Origin of the sequence: Kribbella sp. NPDC026596, assembly GCF_040638415.1 — a bacterium.
Classification (GTDB): domain Bacteria; phylum Actinomycetota; class Actinomycetes; order Propionibacteriales; family Kribbellaceae; genus Kribbella.
On record NZ_JBEZYF010000001.1, the window covers coordinates 41,516 to 65,681 of the forward strand.

A 24,166-nucleotide genomic window follows, 5' to 3' on the forward strand; every position below is an offset into this window, starting at 1 on the left:
GCTCAGCATTCGCACAGCGGCGTACCGGGTCATGTCGGAGAGAGTAGCACCCTCACCGCGACTGCCCGTTGTCGAAATAGGTGACCAGGGCCGGGTCCAGCGCCGGGATGTCGATCGGGGTGCCGTTGGAGCGCAGCGACATGGTCGCGGCGTAACCGGCGGCGACCGCGGCACGGGCCGCGACCGGAGAGGTGAGGGTCGTCCCGCCGTCGCGGACGAACCGGATGAACTCGGCCACCAGGTGCGGGTCGGCGCCGCCGTGGTGGTCGGTCTCGCCGGAGATCTCGACGACCTGGTCGGCGTCCTCGCGGTAGCCGGAGCGACGGCTGTTCCAGACCTTCACCACGCCGCCGGCGGTGTCGCCGAAGTTCTCCAGCCGGCCGTGCGTGCCGATCACCGTGTAGTTGCGCCAGTAGTCCGGCGTGTAGTGGCACTGCTCGTAGGTGAGGAAGACCCCGTTGTCCAGCAGGAGATTCGCCATCGAGATGTCCTCGACGTCCATCACCGGCGCCAGGCCCTTCTGCTCCAGCGGAGGCCAGTTGCTCTCGCTGACGAAGTCGCCGAACCGCTGCCCCGACCGGTCGAGCCGGTCCTCGATCCCGCCGTACAGCGTGAGGGCGCCCATGGCGTTGACGCGGGTCGTGTAGCCGCCGGCCAGCCAGTGCATCACATCGATGTCGTGGGCACCCTTCTGCAGCAGCAGTCCGGTGGTCCGGCTGCGGTCGGCGTGCCAGTCCTTGAAGTAGAAGTCGCCGCCGTGGCCGACGAAGTGCCGGCACCAGATCGCCTTCACGTCACCGATCGCGCCGTCCTGGATCAGCTGCCGCATCGTCAGGACCACGGGCATGTGCCGCATGTTGTGCCCGACGTACAGCCGGGCGCCGGAGTCGTACGCCGCCTGCAGCACCCGGTCACATCCGTCGGTGGTGATCGCCAGCGGCTTCTCCACGAAGACCGAGACACCCGCCTTGAGGAAGTCGATCGCCGGTTGCTCGTGCAGATCGTCCGGGGTGGTCAGGAAGACCCCGTCGAGCTTCTGGTCGAGCAGCTCGGTGTGGTCGGCGTACGCCGCCGCACCGGGGTAGCGCTCCACGGCAAGATCCCGCTGGCCCGCGACCGGGTCGCAGACTGCGACGATCGTGGAGCCCTCGCCGGGCTTGTGGGCGTACTGCGCGATCCGGCTCCGGGAGCCGAGTCCCACCAGACCAAACCGAAGATCACTCATCAGCTAGCAACTCCTGCACATAGTTGTTTGCAACACCCTAACTCCGAGCATTTCCGTCACTCAATGGTGATCCGATCCCCAATGCTCGGTTGGTGTTGACATGACGGCAACCTCGGTCTCACCGGGACCTCGCTCCGTGCCGTCACCGTGGCGGAATGTGAGCCTCCACTACGTGGCACTGGGGGACTCGACCACCGTAGGGGTCGGGGACCCGATGAACGGCAACAGCACGACCGACCTCTCCGGTGCCGGCGCGCGCCCGGGCGAAGGGTGGCGGGGCTGGGCCTCGCTGCTCGCCGACTCCCTGGCCAGCTCCCACCGTGTGACGTTCTCCAACTTCGCGACCAGCGGTGCGACCGTGTCCGCGGTGGCGACCGAGCAACTGCCCGAGGCTGTGTCCACCGGTCCGATCGACGTCGCCTCCCTCATCGTCGGGGTCAACGACACCCTGCGATCCAGCTTCGACGCGGGCCGCATCCGGGACAGCCTGCAGCTGTGCGCGGAGCAACTCACCGCCCGCGGCGCACTGCTGCTCACCGTTCGTTTCCACGACCACGGCCAGGTGTTCGGCCTGCCGGTGTGGCTGCGCCGGCCACTGTGGCAGCGGATCGAGCAGGTCAACCTCGCGTACGACGACCTGCACGCGAGGTACGGCGGGATCCGGCTGGACATGGCCGACTACCCCGAGGTGTACCGCCGGGACTTCTGGAGCATCGACCGGCTGCACCCGGGGGAACGCGGTCACCGCAAGCTGGCCCGGGCGTTCGCCGACGAACTCGCGCGGCGCGGGCTGCGGATCGACGTACGGCCGGAGCTGGACTGCGCGTACCGGCCGCCGAGCAAGTGGGCGGACGCGGTCTGGCTGGTCCGGGAAGGTGTCCCCTGGCTCGGCCGGCGGGCCAACGACCTGGTTCCGTGGGCGGCCCGGATGGCCGTCACGCAGTTCCGTCCGTCGCCCAGCCCGCTGGCGCTGCCGCCGTCCACCAGTTCGGAGGTCCAGCGCCTGGAGGCATAGGGTCTGATCCATGGCACGTATCGATGGACGTAGTGCGGATCAGCTTCGGCCCGTGACGCTGACCCGGAAGTGGCTCGACCACGCCGAAGGGTCGGTGCTGGTGGAGTTCGGGCGGACCCGGGTGCTGTGCGCGGCCAGCGTGACCGAGGGCGTGCCGCGGTGGCGGAAGGGCTCCGGCCTCGGCTGGGTCAGCGCCGAGTACGCGATGCTGCCGCGGGCGACGAACACCCGCTCGGACCGCGAGTCCGTGAAGGGCAGGATCGGCGGCCGGACGCACGAGATCTCCCGGCTGATCGGCCGCTCGCTGCGCGCCGTGATCGACTACAAGGCCCTCGGTGAGAACACGATCCTGCTCGACTGCGACGTACTGCAGGCCGACGGCGGGACGCGGACCGCGGCGATCACCGGCGCGTACGTCGCGCTCGCCGATGCGGTGTCTTTCCTGCGTGAGCGGAAGCTGCTGAAGAGCGAGCCGCTGACCGGCTCGGTGTCCGCGGTGTCGGTCGGCATCATCGACGGCGCTCCGATGCTCGACCTTTGCTACGAGGAGGACGTGCGGGCCGAGACGGACATGAACCTGGTCATCACCGGCGACGGCAAGTTCATCGAGGTGCAGGGCACGGCCGAGGGCGCGCCGTTCGACCGCGCCGAGCTGGACAGCCTGCTGGAGCTCGGTACGGCGGGGTGCGCGGAGCTGACGAAGTTGCAGCAGGAGGCTCTCGCGTGACCAAGGTCCTCCTCGCCTCGAACAACACGAAGAAGCTCGAGGAACTGCGCCGCATCCTGACCCCGATCGTGCCGGGCATCGAGGTGCTCGGGCTGGGCGACGTACCGGCGTACGACGAGCCGGCCGAGACCGAGCCCACGTTCGAGGGCAACGCGCTGCTGAAGGCGCATGCGGCCCTGGCGGCGACCGGATTGCCGTCGATCGCGGACGACAGCGGCATCTGCGTCGACGCGTTGAACGGGATGCCCGGCGTACTGTCGGCGCGCTGGTCCGGGCCGTTGAAGGACAACCACGCGAACAACCTGCTGCTGCTCGGGCAGCTCGAGGACGTACCCGACGAGCGCCGCGGTGCGTCGTTCATCGCCGCGGTCGCCTTCGTCCGGCCCGACGCCGCCGACGAACTGGTGCTCGGCGAGATGCGCGGATCGGTCATCCACGAGCTGCGCGGGACCGGCGGGTTCGGGTACGACGTGCTGTTCCAGGCCGAGGGGTACGACCGGACCACGGCGGAACTGTCGATCGAGGAGAAGGACGCGATCAGCCACCGGGGCAAGGCGTTGCGTGCGCTCGCCCCGATCGTCGCGAAGGCGCTGGGAGGGTAACGCCATGTTGTTCGCCGGATCGGATCGCGACGGGGTCGCGAACGGAAAGATCACCGTTGCGTACCGGCGGTGGGCCGAAGCGCGCGTGGTCGAGGGCCGGATCTACCGCACCAACGCGGGCCGGATCGAGATCGACAGCGTCCGCCAGGTGAACCCGGAGCTGATCGCCGACACTGACGCCGATGTCGCCGACGCGGACCGCCGCAACGCCAAGGACGTCCGCCGCCGCCTCCGCGGCAACGACAGCCAGCCGACGTTCCTGATCCGCTTCCACCTCGTCGAAGGCCCCGACCCCCGCGAGCAGCTCGCGGCCCAGACGACCCTGACCCCCGACGACCTCGCGGACCTCACCGACCGCCTCGCCCGCTTCGACGAGGCCAGCCACCACGGCGCCTGGACCACGGACACCCTCCGCCTGATCCAATCCCAGCCCGCTGTCCGGGCCGCCGACCTGGCCGCCTCGGTAGGCCGCGAAACCGCGCCCTTCAAACTCGACGTCCGCAAACTCAAGAACCTGGGCCTGACCCACAGCCTCGAAGTCGGCTACGAACTGAGCCCCCGAGGCACCGCCTACCTGGCGACCTTGGATTAGGAACTCGCGTCACGCGGGTGCCAGAGGCGGGACTCGAACCCGCACGCCCGGGGGCACCGGCACCTAAAGCCGGCGTGTCTGCCGTTCCACCACTCTGGCTGGAGGGGCTGCTCCCCCTCGGAGAGACATCCTAAGGGGGAGCAGCCTGTGTCAGCGGCTTTGCAGGGCGTCGATGAAGACCTGGCGGAGGTCGCCGGGGTTGCGGGCGACGTAGGACAGACCGCCGGTGGCCTTGGCCAGAGTGCGGAGCTCGTCCGGGTTGGCGTCCGGGCCCATGCCCAGGGCGATGATCCGGACCGGGCGGGCCGGGTCGGTCAGGCCCTCGAGCGTCCGCACGGTTTCCTGCAGGGTCGGGCTGCCCGGGTCGTCGTTCTTGCCGTCGGTGAACAGCAGGATCGAGTTGACCGCCTTCGAGTCGTAGTTCTTCCGGACCGCGCGGACCGCCGCGATCGCGGTGTCGTACAGGCCGGTGCCGCCGTTCGGGACCGGGTGCTGGATCTTCAGCTGGCTGAGGATCTTGCTTCGCTGCACGGCCGACAGGGGAGCGATCGGGACCAGTTCCTTGTAGTCGGCGTCGTCCGGGCCGATCTTGGTCGAGAACGTCCACAGGCCGAGCGAGGCGCTGTTCGGGAACAGCGACAGGCCGCCACCGGCCGCCTCGATGGTCAGCTGCATCCGGGTCTTGCCGAGGACCTTCTCCGCCATCGAGCCGGAGATGTCGATCACCGCCAGCGAGTGCGTGGACAGCGACAGCCGGGTCCAGTTCAGCAGCGTCTTGTCGATCGCCTCGGCGGTCGGCTTGGTCAGCTGGTTGACGTCGCCGACGCCCCGGCCGCCGCTGAGCGGGCTCTGCGAGGAGTCCCGGAATCCGGCGTCGTCGCGAGCCTGCCCGAACGCGTCGGACAGCATCTCGCCGGCCAGTGCGTTCGCGGCAGAGGTGGCCTGCTCGGTCTCCGACTTCGCGGTGACGACGATCGGGTAGTCCAGGAAGAGCGTCCCGGTGCCCGGCACGATCGCCTTCAGCTGCGCCTCGGGGTGCTGCTCCTGGTACTGCACGAAGCTCTGCTCCGACGCCGGGACGACGGTCTGGCTGTCGGCCTGGGCGGCGCGACCGAAGACCACGTTGACGTCGGTGTACGGCTTGGCCATCGAGCCGAGGCTCTGCGCCAGCGGCACGACCAGCTGGTTCACCACGGTGTCGGGCGCGGACGTCTTCTGCCGCTCCGACTGGATCGCCAGCAGGGCGAGCGCACCGGGTGAGGTGCTCAGCGGGTCCAGCAGGGCCGGCGCCTTGACTCCGGCGAGGCTGCGCAGCCAGGACGAGGTGTCGGCGAAGTTCGAGTTGCGGCCGACGAGCACCAGCGGTGAGGTCGCGATGGACGGTACGGCGATGGTCGGGACGCTGTCGCCGTCATCGGCCTGGGCGACCCACAGCGACGAGTCCGGGACCCACAGGTCGGGCCGGCTGTCCGCGCCGTTGGCGACGTCCTGGGCGACCTTCGACGAGGGAGCCGCGGTGATGGTGAACTGCAGACACGGAGTGCCGTCCTTGCCGCCCTTGCTCGACAGCGACTTGGCGGCCGCTTCCAGCGAGGACTGCATCTCGGGCGTCGTGGTCAACTGGATCTGTGCCGGGTCGTCGCACGACTTGGAGCCACCGAGGAAGCCATCGGCTCCCGACTCGGATCCGAAGGAGCGAACCACGAACACGGCGCCCAGAGACAGCACCAGTAGCCCGATCGCGGTGATGTACACCGACCGACGGTTGTTGTTGTTACTTCGCGTGACCGCAGAGGAATGTTTTCCCATCGCGGCAGGTCCCTCCCTCCCAGAGGCTGACTGCGCGCGCAGATTACCCGGTTTCGGCTGGTCACGGCGAAGGTCCCGGCCGTTCTTGACACACCGTTGGCTGGACGCGGGTGGTCCGGGGAGTATCGCTCTTTCGCAGGAACGCTGGAAAACTCACCGACGGTAGTCCTTCGGCTGCGGTCCGGTGAGATCAGCGTGTGACCCAAATCACACGAACGACTTGGCTCAAACGACCGTTCCATGGACCACGCACATGAAACGGTCGAAGGTTTCCCTCCGGACTACGTCCTGACAAGGTTGCCATTTCACTATCGGCGCAGGTCACCACCTGGCTTACAGACCGAGGTCGCGCCGGAGCTTGGCCACGTGACCGGTCGCCTTGACGTTGTACTGGGCCACCGCGATCTTGCCCTCGGGGTCCACGACGAAGGTGGACCGGATCACGCCGGTGACCTTCTTGCCGTACATGGTCTTCTCGCCGAAGGCGCCGTACGCCGTCAGGACGTCCTTGTCCGGGTCGCTCAGCAGCGGGAACGTCACACCGTCGCGCTCCCGGAACTTGGCCAGCTTGGCCGGCTTGTCCGGTGAGATCCCCAGTACGGCGTACCCCGCGGCCTGCAGCGAGTCCAGCGAGTCGCGGAAGTCGCAGGCCTGCTTGGTGCAGCCCGGGGTCATCGCGGCCGGGTAGAAGTACACGATCACGTTCTTCCCGCGCAGGTCCTTCAGTGCCACTTCGTTGCCGTCGGCATCGGGCAGCGTGAAGTCGGGTGCGGTGTCGCCGGCGGACAGACGTTCGGACATCAGGCCCTCCACAGGGGGATCTAGTGAACTCCTCGCAATGTTACGTGCGGAATAACTGCCGGGCCGTCAGGGTGCGAGCGGAGCCGGAGTGGGTGAAGATGCGCAGATGAGCGAGCGGAGCGAGGTCATCATTCAACACAGCGCCCTTCGAGCCTCATCCGCGCCCGGAGCGAAGCGAGGACGTGGATGAGCAACGCATCCGCCCGCCCCGCGGGTCCCCAGTTGTTCGACGGGTACCTGGACCCGCGCCGCCCGCACGCCGGTGCGTACGACGAGATGTTCGACCCGGTCGACGGCGTCCGTACGGCGTACAAGCGGCTGCACGACTCACTCACGCCACTGCAACCCGCGGACCTCACTACCCGGGCCGATGCACTCGACCGGGCGCTCGTGGACCAAGGCATCACGTTCAGCCTGTCCGGGGAGGAGCGGCCGTTCCCGCTGGACCTGGTGCCGCGGGTGATCACGGCGTCGGAGTGGTCCCGGCTGGAGCGCGGCATCGTGCAGCGGGTGCGGGCCCTGGAAGCGTTCCTGGCCGATATCTACGGCGAGCAGCAGATCGTGGCGGACGGCGTCCTGCCGCGCCGGCTGATCACCTCATGCGAGCACTTCCACCGGCAGGCGGCCGGTATCGCGCCGCCGAACGGCGTCCGCATCCACGTGGCCGGCATCGACGTGGTCCGCGACGAGCAGGGTGACTTCCGGGTACTGGAGGACAACCTGCGCAGTCCGTCCGGGGTGTCCTACGTGATGGAGAACCGCCGGACGATGGCCCGGGTGTTCCCGGACCTGTTCGCCAAGCACCGGGTGCGTGCGGTCGGCGACTACGCCGTACATCTGCTCAGGTCGCTCAGGGCTGCGGCTCCGCCGAGTGCTACCGATCCCAACGTCGTGGTGCTCACGCCAGGCGTCTACAACTCGGCGTACTTCGAGCACTCCCTGCTGGCGCGCCAGATGGGTGTGGAGCTGGTGGAAGGGCGGGACCTGCTCGCCCGTAACAACGTGATCTACCTGCGCACCACCGAGGGCGAGCAGCGGGTGGATGTGATCTACCGGCGGATCGACGACGAGTTCCTGGACCCGGTGCACTTCGTACCGGACTCCGTGCTCGGTGTCGCGGGCCTGGTGAACGCGGCCCGGGCCGGCAACGTGGTGATCGCCAACGCGATCGGCAACGGCGTGGGCGACGACAAGCTGATCTACACGTATCTGCCGGAGATTCTGAAGTACTACCTGGGTGAAACGCCGCTCCTGCCGAACGTGGACACCTACCGCTGCTGGTTGCCCATAGAGCAGGCGGAAGTGCTGGACCGGCTGGACGAGCTTGTCACGAAGCCTGTGGAGGGCTCTGGCGGCTATGGCATCGTCTTCGGGCCAGACGCCTCGACGAAGGAGCTGCAGGCCCAGCGGCGACGGATCAAGGCCAACCCGCGCGGCTGGATCGCGCAACCGGTCGTTCAGCTGTCCACCGTGCCGACCAAGGTGGGTGAGCGGCTGCAGCCGAGGCATGTGGACCTGCGGCCGTTCGCGGTGAACGATGGCGACTCCGTCTTCGTCCTGCCCGGTGGGCTGACCAGAGTCGCGATTCCCGAGGGCAGTCTGATCGTGAACTCGTCACAGGGCGGCGGGTCCAAGGACACCTGGGTGCTGGCGCCCAGAGCGTCCGGTGAGGACGCGGAGCTGCGCGGGCAGGGCCTGGGAGCGACAGGGCTCAAGTCCGACGAGGCGTCCACCCCAGAGCGCGGTCCGGAGCTGAACGTCGCCCAACAGCAGCAGCAACAGTGATGAGGAGGTGCTGACGATGCTCGCACGCAACGCCGAGTCGCTGTACTGGATCGGCCGGTACGTCGAACGCGCGGACGACACCGCGCGGATCCTCGACGTGTCGGTTCACCAACTGCTCGAGGACGCCACAGTCGACGCGGATACGGCCAGCCGCACGCTGCTCGCGGTTCTGGGCATCACGCCACCCGACGGGACCCCGCTGGACGTGTGGGGACTGACCGAGCTGGTCGCGATGTCGCCGGAGTCCGGCTCGATCGTCTCCTCGATCGGCAGCGCCCGCGAGAACACCCGGGTCGCCCGCGAGGTGGTGTCCAGCGAGCTGTGGCAATGCATCAACGCCATGTGGAACGCCGTACCCGAGCGGCAGCGAGCTGCGCGCCGAGTGGGGCCGCACGAGTTCTTCACGTTCGTGGAGGACCGGGCCGCGATGTTCGCCGGGCTGACCGACTCCACGATGAGCCGGGACGACGGATGGCGATTCCTGGTCCTCGGACGGTCGGTGGAGCGGGTGGACATGATTGTCCGGCTGCTGATGTCGCGTGTGGGTGACAAGCCGACATCGCCGGGCTGGGTGACAGTACTGCGTTCCGCTGGTGCACATGACACGTACTTGCGCACCTATCGGGGTGCACTGGATGCGTCCCGGGTGGTGCAGTTCCTGTTGCTGGACAGACTGTTCCCGCGGTCCGCGTTCCACGCACTTATGCAGGCGGAGTCGTGCCTCGAAGCGCTCGACCATGGCCCGTCCGCCCGGATCGGCGCGGGGGCTGAGGCATCACGGCTGTTGGGTAAGGCCCGGAGCGATCTGGAGTTCCTGCGACCGGCCGAGCTGCTCGACGACCTCACCGGCAGACTGCAGGCGCTCCAGACCACAGTCCGCGAGGTGGGCGAGGCAGTGTCGCGTCAGTACTTCCATGCGGTGCCCTGGATCGAGTGGAACAACGCGGAGGTGAACCTGTGAAGACCGGGGCGGTGGGGCGGGGCAGGAATCAAGCATGGCGTCTCCGGGTGGTCCACACCACTGGCTATCGCTATGCGACCGCAGTCACTCAGTCCTACAACGAGGCGCGGCTCACTCCACGCAGTGATGCCCGGCAGAACCTCATGGTCGCCCGGCTGGAGACGGTTCCCCCGACCCGTGCGTACAAGTACAACGACTACTGGGGCACTGAGGTCAACTCGTTCGACCTGCACACCCCGCACACCGAGCTGAAGGTGATAGCGGCCTCTGTGGTCGAAACCACCGCGGAGCCACCGCCGGCCGTCGACGCGAGCTGGCCCGACATCCGGGCCCACGAGACCCTCGACAGGTACGCCGAGTACCTCGAGTGGACCGACTACGTCCCGAAGCACCGTGAGCTGGCCGCGGTGGCCAGGTCCCTGCGCACCGGCCGTACGCCGCAGGACACGGTGCTGGCCGTTTCCCAGTGGGTGCACGACACGCTGAAGTACCAGCGCGGCACCACTGGGGTGCACTCGTCCGCCATCGACGCGTGGCAGGCCGGTGAGGGCGTGTGCCAGGACTACGCGCACCTCACGCTCGCCATGCTGCGTGCGGTCGGCGTACCAGCGCGGTACGTGTCCGGCTACCTGCACACCAAGCCCGACGCCGCTGTCGGTGAGACGGTGGTGGGCGAGAGCCATGCGTGGGTGGAGGCGTGGACCGGTAACTGGTGGGGCTTCGATCCGACCAACGACATCCCGATCGGCCACCGGCACGTGTGGGTCGCGACCGGCCGCGACTACGCCGACGTGTCACCGCTGAAGGGCATCTACTCCGGTGGCGCGGCGACCGCCATCGAGGTCACCGTCGACATGACCCGGTTAGCCTGAGCGCATGCGGGCCATGACAGTCACGCCGGGGAAAGCCGACTCGGCCAGGGTCGAAGAGGTACCAGCGCCACCCGACGGCGATGGATCGGTCCTGGTGGAGGGCCTGTTCACCGGCATCTGCGGGACCGACATCGAGTTGGTCTCCGGTGCGTTCGGGAGCGGCAGGCCAGGCGCCGACCATCTTGTCCTCGGCCATGAGTCGCTGGGCCGCGTGTTGGAGGCTCCAGCAGGTTCTGGCTTCGGCAGTGGGGACCTGGTCGCCGGTGTGGTTCGCAGGCCCGACCCGGAGCCCTGTCCGGCCTGTGCACGCGGTGAGTGGGACTTCTGCCGCAACGGGCTGTACACCGAGCGCGGCATCAAGGAGATGGACGGGTACGGCGCCGAGCGGTGGCGCGTGGACCCGTACTTCGCCGTACCGGTCCCCAGTGAGCTCGGGCACCTCGGCGTACTCGTGGAGCCGGCCAGCATCCTCACAAAGGCTTGGGAGCAGGTGGACCAGGTCGGCGGGCGGTCGTGGTTCGGCCCGAAGCACGTGCTCGTCACCGGCGCCGGACCGATCGGCCTGCTCGCCGCACTGATCGCCAGCCAGCGTGGGTACGACGTACATGTGCTGGACCGGGTCGTGGACGGGCCGAAACCGGAGTTGGTGCGGGCACTTGGTGGGACGTACCTGACCGACCTGAGCGACCTGGACGTCGTACCCGATGTGGTGATCGAGGCGACCGGGGCCGGGCAGGTGGTGTTCGACTGCGCGAAGCTGCTCGCGCCTGCCGGAGTGATGTGCCTGACCGGCATCTCACCCGGACCGGCGTCGATCGACGTCCAGCTGGACGCACTGATCCGGCAACTGGTGGTCCGCAACGTGGCTCTGGTCGGGTCGGTGAACGCGGGTAAGCGCCACTACGCGGACGCTGTGGACGTGTTGCTCGCGGCCGACCGGTCCTGGCTGGAGCGGCTGATCACGCGGACCGTGCCGCTGTCGGACTGGCCGTCGGCACTGGTCCGGGAGCCGGATGACATCAAGGTGGTCGTGGACTTGCGGGGATGACCTGCGAGGATGGGAGCAGACAGGGGCAGGCCCGGCCATCCCGGAGCAGGCCCGATATGTGAAGGGAGCGTCGACAGGTGTCGGACACGAAGGCTCGGACCGCCGAGCAGATCGAGGCGGACATCGCCGCCACCCGGGCGCGCTTGGCCTCGACCGTGGACGAGCTGGTCGACCGGGCGAACCCGAAGAACGTCGCGCTGCGCCAGGTCGAGCAGGCCAAGGCCCAGGTCTTCGACGAGAGCGGTCAGTTGCGCACCCAGAAGATCGTCGCGGTCGGTGGCGCCGCGGTCGGCGTGATCGCCGTCCTGCTGCTGATCCGCCGGCTGGTGGGTCGCCGGTGACTTCTCGCAAGCGGCTGTCCGACGACAAACTGCCGATCCGGATGCTGCACGACCGCGTGCTGGTCTCGGTCGAGCAGGAGGGCGAGCGGAAGTCGTCGGCCGGCATCCTGATCCCGGCCACCGCGCAGATGGGCCGCCGGCTCGCCTGGGCGAAGGTGGTCGCGATCGGCGCCAACGTCCGGACCGTCGAGGTGGACGACCGGGTCCTGTTCGACCCGGAGGACCGGGCCGAGGTGGAGGTCCGCGGCGACGACTACATCCTGCTCCGCGAACGCGACCTGCACGCGGTCGCGGCCGGCCGCCTCGAGGACGGCCAGACCGGCCTCTACCTGTAGGTCATCTGTCTCGTTGCCCGCAGCACACACTCGTCACTGTCACTCGATCCCGTACAGCCGCTGGGCGTTGTCGCGGCCCCACAGTGTCGCGACTCGATGGGCATCGGTGGCGGACCAGTCGCCCTGCTCGACGAACCCACTGAGGACAGTGTCGACGGCCCGCCGCCACAACAGGGCGCCGAGGTAGTGCAGCTCGGCCGGACCGGCGGCGTCGGAGGAGTAGAGCAGCTTCGCGAACGGCGCTAGTTCCAGCCCCTCCGCGATCACGGCGGACGCGCGTGCTCCGACGTACATGGTGGTGAGGCCGAGGTCGAAGCTCACGTGGGGAAAGGCATGCGCGAGGTATCCGGCCTCGCGGTGGAACGGGTAGCAATGCAGCAACACGACCTGTGTGCCAAGTGGCTCCACCAGTCGCAGCCATTCGGTCAGCAGGAGCGGGTCGGCGGTCCGCAGGTTCAGATCCGGGTCGCCGAAGCCCACATGCAGTTGTAACGGGAGACCGCGTCGCGCTCCCAGCCAGAGCAGCCAGCGCAGCAGCACGGGGTCGGTCACGCGGTCGGCACCCGCGGAGTACCAACGGTCGAGCGCGGCCTGGACCTCTGCGACGCTCGGCTCGGTCGGATCGAAGTCGAACCCGTGCCGATAGGCCACGATGCTCTTCAGGCCCACCGCGTCAGCAGTCCGAGCCTCCAGCCGCCGTACCAACGCATCTGGTACGCCGGACGCCGTGGACTCGTGGGCCGCGATGTACTCGAGTTCCGTCTCGAGGCGGACGATCTCATGGGTGCGTGCCCCGCTCACCTTCGCCAATCCGTCCATGTCACCCAGGTATCCGGTGTCGACGAGATAGTCGCTGACACCCGCCGCCCTGAGGAAGACGCCCTCGTCCTGGTGGGCCCGCGCAGCCAGGTAGTCGTCGGCCGACGCATGTGGCTCCAGTCCGAGCAGGGGAGCACAGTACCGGCGGATCGCCAGGCCCAGCTGAGAGTCGAACGTCGACATCCAGGGCGGGACTGGACGGTCGGACTCGGTGATCAGTTGCTCGAAGCCCGCACGGTCGAAGGGGCCCTGGGCCACCCCGTGCACGTGGTGGTCGATCAACGCCAGATCGTCGGTGAACAACGCTAGACCCCCGCGTGGCTCGCGAGGCGGAACCGTGCCGGGACAGCGCCCTCGCCGAGCACCAGGTCGCGAACGAAAGCGCCGACCAGCGGTACGAATTTGAAGCCCTGGCCGCAGAAGCCCACCGCGACCGTGATCGGGCCGGCCCGGTCGATGACGAAGTTGTCCGACGGTGTGTTGTCGTACAGGCAGCTGATCGCCGTCGAATTCCCGGTGTCCAGGCCGGGGAACCACTCCTCGACGTACTGGAGCAGCTTGGCGTCCCGCTCCGGCTCTACCGCGAAGTCACGCATGTCCGGGTCGACCACCGGACCAGTTGCGTGAAGTCCGACCTTTACACCGGACCCGGGCTCGAACAACCCGTAGCTGCCAGGACCCGAGTGCACGAAGCTCGGCCAGTCCAGCTCGTCCGACACCGGCGCGAAGAACCGTGGCTGTTCCTGCGTCACCGTGAACTCCGGCAACGGCACCAGTCCGGTCAGCAACTTGGGCGCCCACGACCCAGCCGTCACCACCACGTGCCGCGCCCGCACCGCACCACCCGGTACGTCGAGCTCCACCAGGTCGTCGTGGACCCGCAGCGCCCGCACCGGCGACTGCACCCGGAACTCCGCACCCAGCCGCGTTGCCACGGACTGGAGTGCTCTGACAGTGCGATCGGCGTACAGGCGTCCCGAGTTCGGCTGATAGAGCACCGGCGTCTCGAACCGGAAGCCTGGCCAGCGCTCCGTCGCCGCTTCCGGGGCGAGCACCTCACCGGTTGCCGCGTGCAACGACCGGAAGGCCTCGACCATCGCGTCATCCGCGCCATGGTCGATACCCCCGGTCACCTCGAAGAGCGTCTGACCGGAGTCCTCCTCCAGCTCACGCCACAGCGGCCTGGCCTGCTCGGTCAGCCGCGCCACCTCCGCGTTGTCCGCCGACGGCCGGAACAGCCGCGTGGCTCCGTGCGACCCACCACGGTCGTGCCCGAGCGTGTACTGCTCCAGTACGACGACCTCACGCCCGGCCGCCGCCAGTGCACGCGCCGCCGCCGACCCCATAGCCCCGGCCCCCACCACTGCCACGTCGTACGTCATCCCTCACCCCTTTGCACGGTCGTGTGCGGCCATCGTCCCTCGGTCGCCCTCGGTCCGGTTCTGACCCATCTTCACCTTCGCGGGGACCTGCTCCGCGTGCAGGGTGAACGCTGCCGCCAACTCCCGGCAGAGTAGGAGGCTATGACGGAGCAGGACGTGGCAGGTGGCTCAGAAGCTGTTGGGGCCGAAACGGAGGATGGCCACCAGCGCGGCCAGGATCAGTACGACAGCGTTGATCACGATCGGCTGCGCCTCCTTGCGGCGGCCGTGCGTGATGATCGCGCCGATCATGATCACGCCGAGCCCGGTCGCGGCGAGCGGGACCAGGATCGGGGCGATGTCGAGGGCGCCGGGCAGGATCAGGCCGAGCGCACCGAGTACCTCGGCGGTGCCGATCAGCTTGATGGTGCCGGCGGAGAAGTCCTCGACCCACTTCATGTTCGGGTTCGCCAGCAGCTTGCGCCGGCTCTGGGTCAGCTTGGTCGCGCCGGCGGCCAGGAAGAAGGCGGCCAGGACTCCGGCGACGATCCACAGAAAGATGTTCATGTCTCACTCTCGGTCATCAGTTGATGCGTCAACCCAAAGGTAGCTCGGGTGACTTGAAGCGTCAACTAAGTCGGTATGCTTGTCTCGTGGAGGGTGAACCGCGGTGGTTGGAGCAGGACGAGCTGGCGACCTGGATGTCGCTGGCCGCGTTGATGTTCAAGCTGCCCGGAGTCCTGGACTACCAGCTGCAGCGGGACTCCGGCCTGACCCACTTCGAGTACCTGGTGCTCGCCGGGCTGTCGGAGTCACCCGACCGGTCCCGCCGGATGAGTGACCTGGCCGGCTTCGCGAACGGGTCGCTGTCGCGGCTCTCGCACGTGGTCAAGCGGCTCGAGAAGCGCGGCTTCGTCGAGCGCCGGCCGGCCGAGGACGACGGCCGGATCACGGTCGCCACCATGACCGACGCCGGCTACGAGATCCTGGTTGCCGCGGCACCAGGGCACGTCGCGACGGTCCGCGAGTACGTGATCGACACGCTCACCCCGGACCAGCTCGCCCAGCTCAAGGTGATCGCGGACCAGATCCTAGACAAGGTCGATCCCGGGAAGCCGTGCTGACACAATGGCGCAGTGATCTTCGAGACCTCCAGCCGGTTGCCTGATTTCCCGTGGGACAAGCTCGCCTCGTACAAGCAGAAGGCGGCCGAGCATCCCGACGGCATCGTCGACCTGTCCATCGGCAGTCCGGTGGACCCGGTGCCGGACCTGGTGCAGAAGGCCCTGGCCGACGCGGCCGACGCCCCGGCGTACCCGACCACCATCGGTACGGCGTCCGCCCGGCAGGCAGCCGTGGACTGGATGGCCCGGCGTCTCGATGTCACCGGAGTGGACCCGCAGACCGGCGTACTGCCTGTGATCGGCACCAAAGAGCTGATCATGCTCCTGCCGACGCTGCTGGGTATCGGAGCGGGTGACACCGTCCTCATCCCGGATCTGGCCTACCCGACGTACGAGGCCGGTGCGGCGCTGGCCCGTGCGACCAGCGTGCCTGTTGCGGACGTGGCGACGTACGACGGTCCGGTCCGGGTCGCGTACTTGAACTCCCCGCGCAATCCGTCCGGTGAGATCACCTCTGCCGACGACCTGCGGCGTGCGGTCGAGTGGGCGCGGGCGAACGACGTACTGCTGGTCAGTGACGAGTGCTACGCCGAGTTCGGCTGGGACGCGCAGCCGGTGTCGGTGCTGCATCCGGAGGTGTGCGGTGGCAGCTTCGACAACCTGCTCGCGGTGCACTCGCTGTCCAAGCGCTCCAACCTGGCCGGCTACCGCGGTGGCTTCGTGGCCGGTGACACGTCGGTCGTGGCTGAGCTGCTCGCCGTACGCAAGCACGCTGGACTGATGGTGCCGTCCCCGATCCAGGCCGCCATGGCGGTCGCTTTCGCGGACGACGCGCATGTGGAGGAGCAGCGTGCGCGGTATCTGCGTCGGCGGGCGGTCCTCCGCGACGCGCTCACCGACGCCGGCTGGGAGATCACCCTCTCCAATGGCGGGCTCTACCTGTGGGCCTCACATCCGTCGTACGACGCCTATGGCTCGGTCGGGGCACTTGCGGATCTGGGCATTCTCGTTGCACCAGGCGCCTTTTACGGCGCGGCGGGGGAGCGGCACGTGCGGGTGGCGCTGACCGGGACGGACGAGCGCATCGATGCCGCGGTGAAAAGACTGCAGAAATAACAGAACTTCTGCGTTGGGTGTGACGTCTTCTTGTGTGACTGCCTCTTATGTGGGTAGGTAGGTGAACCCAAGGAGGGGGAGGCATGCGGAAGACGTGGCGTTCTGTCGGAGTGGTGGGCGTCCTGCTGTTGGGGGTGCTGCCGGCTGGTGCTGCCCAGGCGGTCGACGACCCGCCGGTGACACCGCCGACAGTTGGTGTCGCGCCGTCCGGGACGCCTGACGTGGTTGAGTCGACTCCTCCTCCGGCAGCCGAGACGCCAACTCCTCCAGCGGTCGAGGAGCCCACGCCGACTCCCACGCCGGCGGCGGCGTGGTCGATCACGCTGGACCAGCCGGCCGCGTCCTGGGAGGACAAGCCGACGATCTTCACCGGGAAGATCAGCCAGCCGATCACCGGTTCGTACATCACGCTGTGGCAGCGCGTCCCGGGTGCCTGGGTGTTGCGCGCATCCACGCGGACCACGGCCGGTGGGGTGTACAAGTTCAGCTTTACCTGGCCGTACACCGGTACGTTTGCGTTCCGGACCATGATCGGGGTCAAGGACACCACCGCTCTGGCCATCTCGGCGTACCGGACCGTGCCGATCCAGGACCGCAAGATCGTGATCAACACCCCGGCCGCGTGGTACGCGACGCTAACCGGAGCGTCGGTGACCGGCCGGATGACGCCGGCTGAGCCCGGCAAGGAGCTCGGGCTGCAGGAGTACCTCGGCAGCGGCAAGTGGCGAACGCTGAGCATCGCGAAGATGGATGCGGCCGGCAACTTCCGGCTCCGCGTCCCGGACGACGTACCGTCCACCCGGACCGTGCGCGTACTGACCCGCTACGTCAACCAGCCCGCGATGGAGTACTCCGGCCTGGCCACGATCGTGGTCAAGGCCGCACTGAACCCCAAGGTGTACGCCGTCTCGGCCGCCATGGTGCCGAACACGTACCGGGCCGGCTGCCCGGTCAAGCCGTCGTCGCTGCGACTGCTGCAGCTGAACTACTGGGGCTTCGACGGCAAGGTGCACCGCGGTGAGCTGGTCCTGCGGGACGCTGCCGTGGCGAAGATGATCACGGTCTGGACGGCGACGTTCACCTCGAAGTTCCCGATCCGGCAGATGGTGCGGGTGGACAGGTTCGGCGGCAGCGACGTCAGGTCGATGGCGGCCGACAACACCTCGGCCTTCAACTGCCGCCGGGTCACCGGTGATCCGTACTCGCTCTCGCCGCACTCCTACGGCTGGGCGATCGACATCAACACCGTGGAGAACCCGTACCTGGCCGCGAACGGTGTCTGGTACCCGTCGAACGGGCTTGCCTACCGCAACCGGTCGGTGTCGCGTCCGGGCATGCTCTTCGCGAGCAGCACCGCCACCAAGTATCTGATTGCCCAGGGCTACTTCTGGGGCGCGCGCTGGGCCAAGCCCGACTATCAGCACTTCGAGCCGAAGTGAAAACCCTGGTAGCCGCTGTGGGGCTGTCAGTGCTGCTGGCCGGCTGCAGCTCTGAGGCGGCTTCGGGGCCTCAGGCTGCAGCCCCCACGGCGACTCCGATTCCCAGCACGATCGGTGGCACGGTGCCGGTGCCGACCAACACGTTGAGCACCGCGAAGCCCACCGATGCCGCCGTCCCACCTGAGCTACCGGAGGAAGCGACCGCACCACCCCCCGCCACAGCCGGTCCGCTGAGTGCACGCAACCTGCCGGCGCCCGACAAGCTCGGCGCCGGCTGGAAGACGTACGCCGATCCGGGCGGCGCGGAGGCGGGATTCCTGGGCAACAACACCTGGACCCGCCGCCGCGAACCACACCAGGCCGCCTTCGAAGCCCTCCCCTCCGGCTGCTCCGGCCAGCCGGTCACCGGCTCGCTCCCGGTCCCGCAGTACGCCCTGGCCGGCAGTTACCGCACCCCCGACGCCCTCCCGGCCAGTGCGCTGTTGCTGCGCTTCGCGGACAGCGCCAAGGCAACCGCCTACTTCTCCGGCTACCAAAACCGCATGAAGTCCTGCGGCACCGGCGGCGACCTCTCCGTCAAACAGCTCTGGTCCGACGAGTCCGCAGCGACGGCCATCCGCACCTACGCCGGAGCCGAGTCCTACGTAGACATCTCAGTCCTCCAGAACACCACCATCGCCCTCCTGGCCACCACCTCGACCGACCCCGAATCCCAGACCCCCTGGTCCCACACCACCGCCCAAACCCTCCAAACCACCATCGATTCGCCGTAGCCCCCGGCCTCGGCTGACCTCGTCCCCCTCACCTCCGGCGCCGCAGGCGCCGTGCTCTTCCAACTCCTCGAGAACCTTCGCCTCCGGCGCCGCAGGCGCCGTGCTCTTCCAACTCCTCGAGAACCTTCGCCTCCGGCGCCGCAGGCGCCGTGCTCTTCCAACTCTTCCCCTCACCTCCGGCGCCGCAGGCGCCGTGCTCTTCCAACACCTCGAGAAGTTGTATTACCTTTCAGTATTGTTTGTCCTACACTCCGGTTATGCGTGACTTCGACCGGTATGCCCGCCTGACCGCGGACCTCGACGCGCCGTACGCCGTCGTCGACCTCGCCGCGTTCCGCCGCAACGCCGACGATCTGGTCCGCCGCGCCGCCGGCACACCGATCCGGATCGCCTCCAAATCGGTCCGCTGCCGCTCTCTCATCGCCGCCGCCCTCGAGCGCCCCGGGTTCCACGGCGTGATGAGCTACGCCCTCCCCGAAGCCCTCTGGCTCGCCCACAACGGCATCGACGACATCCTCCTCGGCTACCCGACCACCCACCGCACCGCGCTCCGCGCCCTCTCCAACGACCCCGAGGCGGCCGCGAAGATCACCCTGATGATCGACTCACCCGAGCACCTGGCCTTCATCAAGTCCGTCACCACCGGCAGCGCCCGCATTCAGGTCTGCCTCGACGTGGACGCGTCGCTGCGAGTCCTCGGTCAGCACCTGGGCGTACGCCGCTCTCCTCTGCGGACCCCCGCCGACGTCGCCGCACTCGCCCGTACGGTCACCGCGGACGACGCCTTCGAGCTGACCGGCGTGATGTTCTACGAGGCCCAGATCGCGGGCCTGCCCGACACCTCACCGGCCGTCCGCTGGGTGAAGCGCCGCTCCGCAGCCGAGCTCGCCGACCGTCGCGGCGCAGTCGTCGATGCGGTCAAGCAGTTCGCGCCGGTCCGGCTCGTCAACAGCGGCGGCACCGGCAGCCTCGAGATCAGCAGCGCCGACCCCGTCGTCACCGAAGTCACCGCCGGCTCCGGTTTCTATGGACCCACCCTGTTCGACAAGTACGACGTCTTCCAGCCGGAGCACGCGGTCGCCTACGCGCTGGACGTCGTACGGCGTCCTGCCCCGCGGATCGCCACGCTGTTCGGCGGCGGCTACGTCGCCTCCGGCCCGGCCAAGAAATCGCGGTTGCCCTTGCCTGCTTGGCCGTCGGGCTTGAAGCTGTTGGGCACAGAAGGTGCCGGAGAAGTGCAGACTCCGGTCCTTGGAAGTTCCGCCGATGCGCTGCATCTTGGGGACAGGGTTTGGATGCGCTATGCAAAGGCGGGCGAAATGCTGGAGCGATTCGATGTCGTGCACGCGATCGACGGCGACGAGCTGATCGAGCTCACGACGTACCGCGGCGAGGGAAAGAACTTCGGATGAGCACCTGGCTGTGTGATCTCGACATCGCCGGGCGTCGTGGGATGAGCACCTGGCCGGATGACCTCGTCTCCGACCCAGGTGACGGGAGGATGAGATGAGCACCTGGCGGAACTGGGCCGGCACCGAGTCGGCGACCGGTGTGGAGCTCCTTCGCCCGACCTCGTCCGACGAGCTCGCGGCGATGGTGAAGGCCGCGGCCGAGCAAGGTAAGAGGCTCAAAGCGGTCGGCGCCGGGCACTCGTTCACCGGCTGCTCGGTGCCCGAGCAGGTGATGATCCGGATGGACGGATTGTCCTCGATCATCCATGCGGACAAGGAATCCGGCCGTGTGACCGTCGGCGCGGGCACCGGTCTGCGCAAGCTCAACGCCGGCCTCGCCGCCTTCGACCTCGCAATGGCGAACCTCGGTGACATCGACAAACAGACCATCTCCGGCGCGATCTCCACCGGCACCCACGGCACCGGTGCGCGCCTCGGTGGTCTCGCCACGCAGGTCGTCGCGCTCGATCTGGTCACTGCGGACGGCTCGATCCTGCACTGTTCGGCAGAGGAGAATCCGGACATCTTCGCCGCGGCCCGCGTCTCCGTCGGCGCGCTCGGCGTGATCAGCGCGCTCACTCTGCAGTGCGTTCCGGCATACCTCCTGCGTGCCCAAGAGATGCCGCTCCCGCTGGGCGACGTCCTGAACGGATTCGATGAGCTTGCCGATGGCAACGACCACTTCGAGTTCTACTGGTTCCCGCACACCGACATCGCGCTGACCAAACGCAACAACCGCGTAGCGGCCGGCGTCGGCGCATCTCCGGTGAGCCGGATCCGCGGCTGGGTCGACGACGAACTCCTGTCCAACAAGGTCTTCGAGCTGACCAACCGGCTCGCGGTCCGGCGTCCCGGCCTGGTCCCGCGGATCAACCAGCTCGCGTCCCGTGCCCTGTCAGCCCGCGAGTACGTCGACGCGTCGTACAAGGTGTTCTGCTCCGAGCGCAACGTGGTCTTCCGCGAGTCGGAGTACGCCGTACCGCGGGAGCACGTGGTCGACGTCATCCGCCGCCTCCGGGACTGGATCGACACCTCGGGCTCCCGCATCCCGTTCCCGATCGAGGTCCGTGTCGCCGCGCCGGACGACATCTGGCTCTCGACCGCCTACGGCCGCGACACCGCGTACATCGCCATCCACCAGTACCATCGCCTGCCCCACGACCCGTACTTCCGCGCCTTCGAACGCATCGTCGCCGACTACAACGGCCGACCGCACTGGGGCAAACTCCACACGCTCACCGCTGCGGACCTCCGCACCCGCTACCCCCGCTTCGACGACTACCTGGCCGTCCGAGACCGCCTGGACCCGCAACGCACCTTCGAGAACCCCTACACCCGACAGGTCTTCGGCTAACGCGTTCGAGAACCCGCACACCCGGCAGTTGACCTCTTCGAGAACCTCCATGCTCGGCCGATCTTCGGCTGCCCCCTTTGGCAAAGATGTTTCCGGGCTGCCGTGGTGCGGGCTAGCCTGCGGACATGAATCCTGTGGAGGGGCTCGAACCGGTAATCGAAGACTGGCAGAAGGCGCTGGCGGTGGTCGCCCACCCGGATGACCTGGAGTTCGGGTCGGCGGCGGCGATCGCGCGATGGACCGGGCAGGGTAAGGACATCGTGTACTGCCTGCTCACCTCCGGCGAGGCGGGCATCGACGGCATCGCACCGGATGAGTGCGGCCCGTTGCGGGAAGCCGAGCAGATCGAATCCGCGCGGATCGTCGGTGTCTCGTCGGTCGAGTTCCTCGGCCAGCCGGACGGCACCATCGAGTACGGCGTTGCGCTCCGCCGCATCATCACCGAGGTGATCCGCAGGCACCAGCCGGAGATCGTCATCACCAACAACTTCCGCGACACCTGGGACGGCGACGTACTCCTCAACCAGGCCGACCACGTCAACACCGGCCGCGCCACCCTGGACGCCGTCCGCGACGCCGCCAACCGCTGGATCTTCCCCGAGGCCGGCGAGCGCTGGGGAGGCGTGCGCCAGGTCTGGGCCTCCGGTTCACCCGGGTCCCGCCACGCCGCCGACACCACCGAGACCTTCGCCACCGGCATCGAGTCCCTGAAAGCCCACAAGGCCTACATCGACGGCCTCAACTGGCCGCACTTCGACCCCGAAGAATTCCTCGAAGGCGTCTCCCGCCCCGCCGGCACCCGACTAGGCACCAAATACGCCACCCGCTTCGAAGTCTTCACCCCCTAACCCCCACCCCACAGGCGAGTGGGCTCCCGGTCGCGGGAAGGTGAATGTTGCTCCCACCCCGCGGACGAGTGCGCGTGTCGTGGGAGGCGTACGTTGCCTCCGCCCCGCGGACGAGTGCGCGTGTCGGGGGATGTTTCCCTCCGCCCCGCAGCCGGGTGGGGGTGTCGTGGCGGAGGAGAGTGTTGTCTCCCCCCGGCCGAATTGGGGTGTCAGTCGGGGGGGAGGTCGAGGGTAGCGTTCAGGTGTGGGGGTGTGGGGTTGGGGCGGCGCGGTTCGCGGTCGCCTGCGGTGCCGGGTGGGTCCTGCCGGGTGTGCCAGGAGCGGATGAGTGTGCGTCCCTTGCGGGACAAGCGGTGGAGGTCGATCTGCTGCACCTGCGAGGCCGGGAAGCCGAGCTGAGCAAGGCTCCGGTTCGCCATGCCACACGCCTCGTCGTGCTTGCGCGCCGCCATCTTGTGCTGCAGCACAATCGCGACAGTTCCATCGGGCAGAGCCTCAACCCGCTGGAACCGCATGCCCTTGTCCAGGGCACACGACCTCAAGGCGAGCTCGAGATAGTCGGATTCAGACAGGCGTCGATCAGTCTTCGCGCGAGCAACCACTTCATATCGGCCCATACCCCGATCATCCGTCGCCCCGCCTTCGTTTTCCAGAAACCCGAGGTCCCGGCCGCACTGGGGTGTGGAGTCCGGCGTGGCCACCCTCCGCGAGGGCAACTTCCCGATGGCGCTCGTGCGGCCCGGCTCGCCCCGGCTCGTGCGGATGTCGTGATGCGGATCAGGACCCCGAGCGTCTGGACCGCCCGACGACTAGGCGGGCGTGAGGGTGTTGATGGCGGCGGCTACCTCGGTGGGGTTGGAGATGGGGGTCAGGTGGTTGGCGTGGGGAATGAGCGTGGGCGCGGGGGCGCCGATGCGGGTGGCGGTTTCGGTGGGGTTGCCGCCGTTGGTGTCGAGGGCGCCGAACACGACTGACTTGGGAATCGGGAGATCGCGGAGGTGGGCGAGGCGATCGGGGGAGACGGCGGGGATGCCATAGGCGGTCATTTGCCAGATCGCCTTCTCCGCGCCGGGCTGGCGGAAGGGGCGGGTCCACTGGTCGACGTCCGGCGCGGGACAGTCGGGAGCGCATGTGTCGTTGTAGATCTTGCGGATCAGCCGGTCTGAGCCGAGGACGAGGCGAAGGATCGTCGTGCGGTACGGCGGAACGACCACCCTTCGCACTCCGGAATCACCACCGGGCAGCGGCAGACCGTCGCCGTCGAGGAACATGATTCCGCCGATGCGCTCCGGAGCTTCGAGCGTGGCCTCGGCAGCGATGCCGGCGCCCAGGGAGTGGCCGACGAGGATCGGGCGCGGCTGCCCGGGGCCGCCGAGGTGCATCGCGTCGAGAAACTCCAGGAGCTGGCCGGCGAGGCGTTCCACGGTGTACGGCGCTTTGCGTTCGCTGTAGCCGTATCCGGTGATGTCGTAGGCGTAGACCCGGTGATTGGTCGCCAGTAGGGGTACGAGCCGGGACCAGGTGTCGACTGATTCCACTGCACCGTGGACGAGCACCACCGGTGTGCCTGTCGTACCCCAGGTGTCGTAGCGGGTTTTGATGTCACCGGTCTGTACGAACTTGAGCCCGGGTGGGGGTGTGGCGGTTCCGTTTGTGAAGGCGTTGTAGCCGAGTGATGCTGCTGTGACGATCAGCCAGAGACCGAGGATGGCCAGCAACGCCCGGCGCAGGAACCGTTTCACGCCCCAAGTCTGACCGCCGCCCGAAG

General features: G+C 68.2%; 25 protein-coding genes and 1 tRNA gene. 17 read left to right on the forward strand and 9 right to left on the reverse strand.

From position 1 onward, the window contains the following. Positions 1 to 52 precede the first annotated feature (52 nt). Positions 53 to 1,225 carry a Gfo/Idh/MocA family oxidoreductase gene (locus tag AB0E63_RS00195; protein ID WP_360358954.1) on the reverse strand — a complete coding sequence of 391 codons (1,173 nt, stop codon included), beginning with the start codon at positions 1,223 to 1,225 and terminating at the stop codon, positions 53 to 55. A gap of 157 nt (positions 1,226 to 1,382) precedes the next feature. On the opposite strand from AB0E63_RS00195, the gene AB0E63_RS00200 reads away from it, so the two are divergent. Genes AB0E63_RS00200 through AB0E63_RS00215 form a run of 4 tightly spaced genes read left to right on the forward strand, consistent with a single transcriptional unit; the run spans position 1,383 to position 4,161 of the window. Further along, entirely contained in the window at positions 1,383 to 2,240 is an 858-nt protein-coding gene (locus AB0E63_RS00200) for an SGNH/GDSL hydrolase family protein (RefSeq protein WP_360358956.1), read from the forward strand. A gap of 10 nt (positions 2,241 to 2,250) precedes the next feature. Then, the gene (gene rph / locus AB0E63_RS00205) at positions 2,251 to 2,967 is read left to right on the forward strand and encodes a ribonuclease PH (RefSeq protein ID WP_360358958.1); all 717 of its coding nucleotides are present in this window, start codon (positions 2,251 to 2,253) and stop codon (positions 2,965 to 2,967) included. After that, complete coding sequence (rdgB, locus tag AB0E63_RS00210) at positions 2,964 to 3,569, forward strand: RdgB/HAM1 family non-canonical purine NTP pyrophosphatase (protein WP_360358960.1); 606 nt, start codon at positions 2,964 to 2,966, stop codon at positions 3,567 to 3,569. The genes rph and rdgB overlap by 4 nt, the downstream gene beginning before the upstream one ends. Before the next feature lie 4 nt (positions 3,570 to 3,573). Beyond that, positions 3,574 to 4,161 carry a hypothetical protein gene (locus AB0E63_RS00215; protein WP_360358962.1) on the forward strand — a complete coding sequence of 196 codons (588 nt, stop codon included), beginning with the start codon at positions 3,574 to 3,576 and terminating at the stop codon, positions 4,159 to 4,161. Positions 4,162 to 4,179: 18 nt separating this feature from the next. Here the strand turns inward: AB0E63_RS00215 and AB0E63_RS00220 are convergent. From AB0E63_RS00220 to bcp, 3 genes are all read right to left on the reverse strand, one after another. Beyond that, positions 4,180 to 4,260, reverse strand: a tRNA-Leu gene (locus tag AB0E63_RS00220). A gap of 51 nt (positions 4,261 to 4,311) precedes the next feature. After that, positions 4,312 to 5,916 carry a substrate-binding domain-containing protein gene (locus AB0E63_RS00225; protein ID WP_360358964.1) on the reverse strand — a complete coding sequence of 535 codons (1,605 nt, stop codon included), beginning with the start codon at positions 5,914 to 5,916 and terminating at the stop codon, positions 4,312 to 4,314. A gap of 387 nt (positions 5,917 to 6,303) precedes the next feature. Further along, complete coding sequence (gene bcp, locus AB0E63_RS00230) at positions 6,304 to 6,771, reverse strand: thioredoxin-dependent thiol peroxidase (RefSeq protein WP_360358966.1); 468 nt, start codon at positions 6,769 to 6,771, stop codon at positions 6,304 to 6,306. 186 nt (positions 6,772 to 6,957) lie between these two features. Here bcp and AB0E63_RS00235 point away from each other — a divergent pair, with 186 nt between their 5' ends. The 6 genes from AB0E63_RS00235 to AB0E63_RS00260 all read left to right on the forward strand — a co-directional run bounded on the left by AB0E63_RS00235 (position 6,958) and on the right by AB0E63_RS00260 (position 12,113). Further along, the gene (locus AB0E63_RS00235) at positions 6,958 to 8,556 is read left to right on the forward strand and encodes a circularly permuted type 2 ATP-grasp protein (RefSeq protein ID WP_360358968.1); all 1,599 of its coding nucleotides are present in this window, start codon (positions 6,958 to 6,960) and stop codon (positions 8,554 to 8,556) included. 16 nt (positions 8,557 to 8,572) lie between these two features. After that, a complete protein-coding gene (locus tag AB0E63_RS00240; RefSeq protein ID WP_360358970.1) occupies positions 8,573 to 9,517 on the forward strand; it encodes an alpha-E domain-containing protein in 945 nt (314 codons plus the stop codon). A gap of 47 nt (positions 9,518 to 9,564) precedes the next feature. Further along, positions 9,565 to 10,389, forward strand: a complete 825-nt coding sequence (locus AB0E63_RS00245) for a transglutaminase family protein (RefSeq protein ID WP_360358972.1) — start codon at positions 9,565 to 9,567, stop codon at positions 10,387 to 10,389. Positions 10,390 to 10,393: 4 nt separating this feature from the next. Next, the gene (locus AB0E63_RS00250) at positions 10,394 to 11,437 is read left to right on the forward strand and encodes a glucose 1-dehydrogenase (protein WP_360358974.1); all 1,044 of its coding nucleotides are present in this window, start codon (positions 10,394 to 10,396) and stop codon (positions 11,435 to 11,437) included. 77 nt (positions 11,438 to 11,514) lie between these two features. After that, positions 11,515 to 11,778, forward strand: coding sequence for a DUF3618 domain-containing protein (locus tag AB0E63_RS00255; RefSeq protein WP_360358976.1), 264 nt, complete (start codon positions 11,515 to 11,517; stop codon positions 11,776 to 11,778). A gap of 41 nt (positions 11,779 to 11,819) precedes the next feature. Continuing rightward, positions 11,820 to 12,113 (forward strand): co-chaperone GroES, encoded by a 294-nt coding sequence (locus AB0E63_RS00260; RefSeq protein ID WP_131517625.1) that lies wholly within the window; start codon positions 11,820 to 11,822, stop codon positions 12,111 to 12,113. A 39-nt stretch (positions 12,114 to 12,152) separates the two neighbouring features. Here AB0E63_RS00260 and AB0E63_RS00265 read toward each other — a convergent pair whose 3' ends face one another. The 3 genes from AB0E63_RS00265 to AB0E63_RS00275 all read right to left on the reverse strand — a co-directional run bounded on the left by AB0E63_RS00265 (position 12,153) and on the right by AB0E63_RS00275 (position 14,860). Further along, positions 12,153 to 13,235 carry an amidohydrolase family protein gene (locus AB0E63_RS00265; protein ID WP_360358978.1) on the reverse strand — a complete coding sequence of 361 codons (1,083 nt, stop codon included), beginning with the start codon at positions 13,233 to 13,235 and terminating at the stop codon, positions 12,153 to 12,155. A gap of 2 nt (positions 13,236 to 13,237) precedes the next feature. Further along, positions 13,238 to 14,314 (reverse strand): FAD-dependent oxidoreductase, encoded by a 1,077-nt coding sequence (locus tag AB0E63_RS00270; RefSeq protein ID WP_360358980.1) that lies wholly within the window; start codon positions 14,312 to 14,314, stop codon positions 13,238 to 13,240. A gap of 168 nt (positions 14,315 to 14,482) precedes the next feature. Continuing rightward, on the reverse strand, positions 14,483 to 14,860 hold the full coding sequence (locus AB0E63_RS00275; protein WP_360358982.1) for a DoxX family protein: 378 nt from the start codon (positions 14,858 to 14,860) through the stop codon (positions 14,483 to 14,485). 86 nt (positions 14,861 to 14,946) lie between these two features. On the opposite strand from AB0E63_RS00275, the gene AB0E63_RS00280 reads away from it, so the two are divergent. From AB0E63_RS00280 to AB0E63_RS00310, 7 genes are all read left to right on the forward strand, one after another. After that, positions 14,947 to 15,417 (forward strand): MarR family transcriptional regulator, encoded by a 471-nt coding sequence (locus tag AB0E63_RS00280; protein ID WP_360358984.1) that lies wholly within the window; start codon positions 14,947 to 14,949, stop codon positions 15,415 to 15,417. A gap of 15 nt (positions 15,418 to 15,432) precedes the next feature. Continuing rightward, complete coding sequence (gene dapC / locus AB0E63_RS00285; RefSeq protein WP_360359621.1) at positions 15,433 to 16,533, forward strand: succinyldiaminopimelate transaminase; 1,101 nt, start codon at positions 15,433 to 15,435, stop codon at positions 16,531 to 16,533. Positions 16,534 to 16,616: 83 nt separating this feature from the next. After that, positions 16,617 to 17,972 carry a M15 family metallopeptidase gene (locus tag AB0E63_RS00290; RefSeq protein ID WP_360358986.1) on the forward strand — a complete coding sequence of 452 codons (1,356 nt, stop codon included), beginning with the start codon at positions 16,617 to 16,619 and terminating at the stop codon, positions 17,970 to 17,972. 122 nt (positions 17,973 to 18,094) lie between these two features. Continuing rightward, positions 18,095 to 18,745 carry a hypothetical protein gene (locus tag AB0E63_RS00295; protein ID WP_360358988.1) on the forward strand — a complete coding sequence of 217 codons (651 nt, stop codon included), beginning with the start codon at positions 18,095 to 18,097 and terminating at the stop codon, positions 18,743 to 18,745. A 257-nt stretch (positions 18,746 to 19,002) separates the two neighbouring features. Continuing rightward, the gene (locus tag AB0E63_RS00300) at positions 19,003 to 20,157 is read left to right on the forward strand and encodes an amino acid deaminase/aldolase (RefSeq protein WP_360358990.1); all 1,155 of its coding nucleotides are present in this window, start codon (positions 19,003 to 19,005) and stop codon (positions 20,155 to 20,157) included. Positions 20,158 to 20,251: 94 nt separating this feature from the next. Next, complete coding sequence (locus AB0E63_RS00305) at positions 20,252 to 21,550, forward strand: D-arabinono-1,4-lactone oxidase (protein ID WP_360358992.1); 1,299 nt, start codon at positions 20,252 to 20,254, stop codon at positions 21,548 to 21,550. 125 nt (positions 21,551 to 21,675) lie between these two features. Beyond that, positions 21,676 to 22,398, forward strand: a complete 723-nt coding sequence (locus AB0E63_RS00310) for a PIG-L deacetylase family protein (RefSeq protein WP_360358994.1) — start codon at positions 21,676 to 21,678, stop codon at positions 22,396 to 22,398. A gap of 209 nt (positions 22,399 to 22,607) precedes the next feature. Here AB0E63_RS00310 and AB0E63_RS00315 read toward each other — a convergent pair whose 3' ends face one another. Together AB0E63_RS00315 and AB0E63_RS00320 are read right to left on the reverse strand one after the other, a co-directional pair. Next, positions 22,608 to 23,015 carry a hypothetical protein gene (locus AB0E63_RS00315; protein ID WP_360358995.1) on the reverse strand — a complete coding sequence of 136 codons (408 nt, stop codon included), beginning with the start codon at positions 23,013 to 23,015 and terminating at the stop codon, positions 22,608 to 22,610. A gap of 192 nt (positions 23,016 to 23,207) precedes the next feature. Then, complete coding sequence (locus AB0E63_RS00320) at positions 23,208 to 24,140, reverse strand: alpha/beta hydrolase (protein ID WP_360358997.1); 933 nt, start codon at positions 24,138 to 24,140, stop codon at positions 23,208 to 23,210. Positions 24,141 to 24,166 lie beyond the last annotated feature (26 nt).

Coding starts and splice junctions, on each gene's coding strand:
- AB0E63_RS00270 (WP_360358980.1), bottom strand. CDS start 14,314: ATGACGTACGACGTGGCAGTGGTGGGGGCCGGGGCTATGGGGTCGGCG.
- AB0E63_RS00275 (WP_360358982.1), bottom strand. CDS start 14,860: ATGAACATCTTTCTGTGGATCGTCGCCGGAGTCCTGGCCGCCTTCTTC.
- AB0E63_RS00300 (WP_360358990.1), top strand. CDS start 19,003: ATGCGTGACTTCGACCGGTATGCCCGCCTGACCGCGGACCTCGACGCG.
- rph (WP_360358958.1), top strand. CDS start 2,251: ATGGCACGTATCGATGGACGTAGTGCGGATCAGCTTCGGCCCGTGACG.
- AB0E63_RS00195 (WP_360358954.1), bottom strand. CDS start 1,225: ATGAGTGATCTTCGGTTTGGTCTGGTGGGACTCGGCTCCCGGAGCCGG.
- AB0E63_RS00305 (WP_360358992.1), top strand. CDS start 20,252: ATGAGCACCTGGCGGAACTGGGCCGGCACCGAGTCGGCGACCGGTGTG.
- AB0E63_RS00290 (WP_360358986.1), top strand. CDS start 16,617: ATGCGGAAGACGTGGCGTTCTGTCGGAGTGGTGGGCGTCCTGCTGTTG.
- bcp (WP_360358966.1), bottom strand. CDS start 6,771: ATGTCCGAACGTCTGTCCGCCGGCGACACCGCACCCGACTTCACGCTG.
- AB0E63_RS00215 (WP_360358962.1), top strand. CDS start 3,574: ATGTTGTTCGCCGGATCGGATCGCGACGGGGTCGCGAACGGAAAGATC.
- AB0E63_RS00240 (WP_360358970.1), top strand. CDS start 8,573: ATGCTCGCACGCAACGCCGAGTCGCTGTACTGGATCGGCCGGTACGTC.
- AB0E63_RS00310 (WP_360358994.1), top strand. CDS start 21,676: ATGAATCCTGTGGAGGGGCTCGAACCGGTAATCGAAGACTGGCAGAAG.
- AB0E63_RS00260 (WP_131517625.1), top strand. CDS start 11,820: ATGCTGCACGACCGCGTGCTGGTCTCGGTCGAGCAGGAGGGCGAGCGG.
- AB0E63_RS00315 (WP_360358995.1), bottom strand. CDS start 23,015: ATGGGCCGATATGAAGTGGTTGCTCGCGCGAAGACTGATCGACGCCTG.
- AB0E63_RS00250 (WP_360358974.1), top strand. CDS start 10,394: ATGCGGGCCATGACAGTCACGCCGGGGAAAGCCGACTCGGCCAGGGTC.
- AB0E63_RS00235 (WP_360358968.1), top strand. CDS start 6,958: ATGAGCAACGCATCCGCCCGCCCCGCGGGTCCCCAGTTGTTCGACGGG.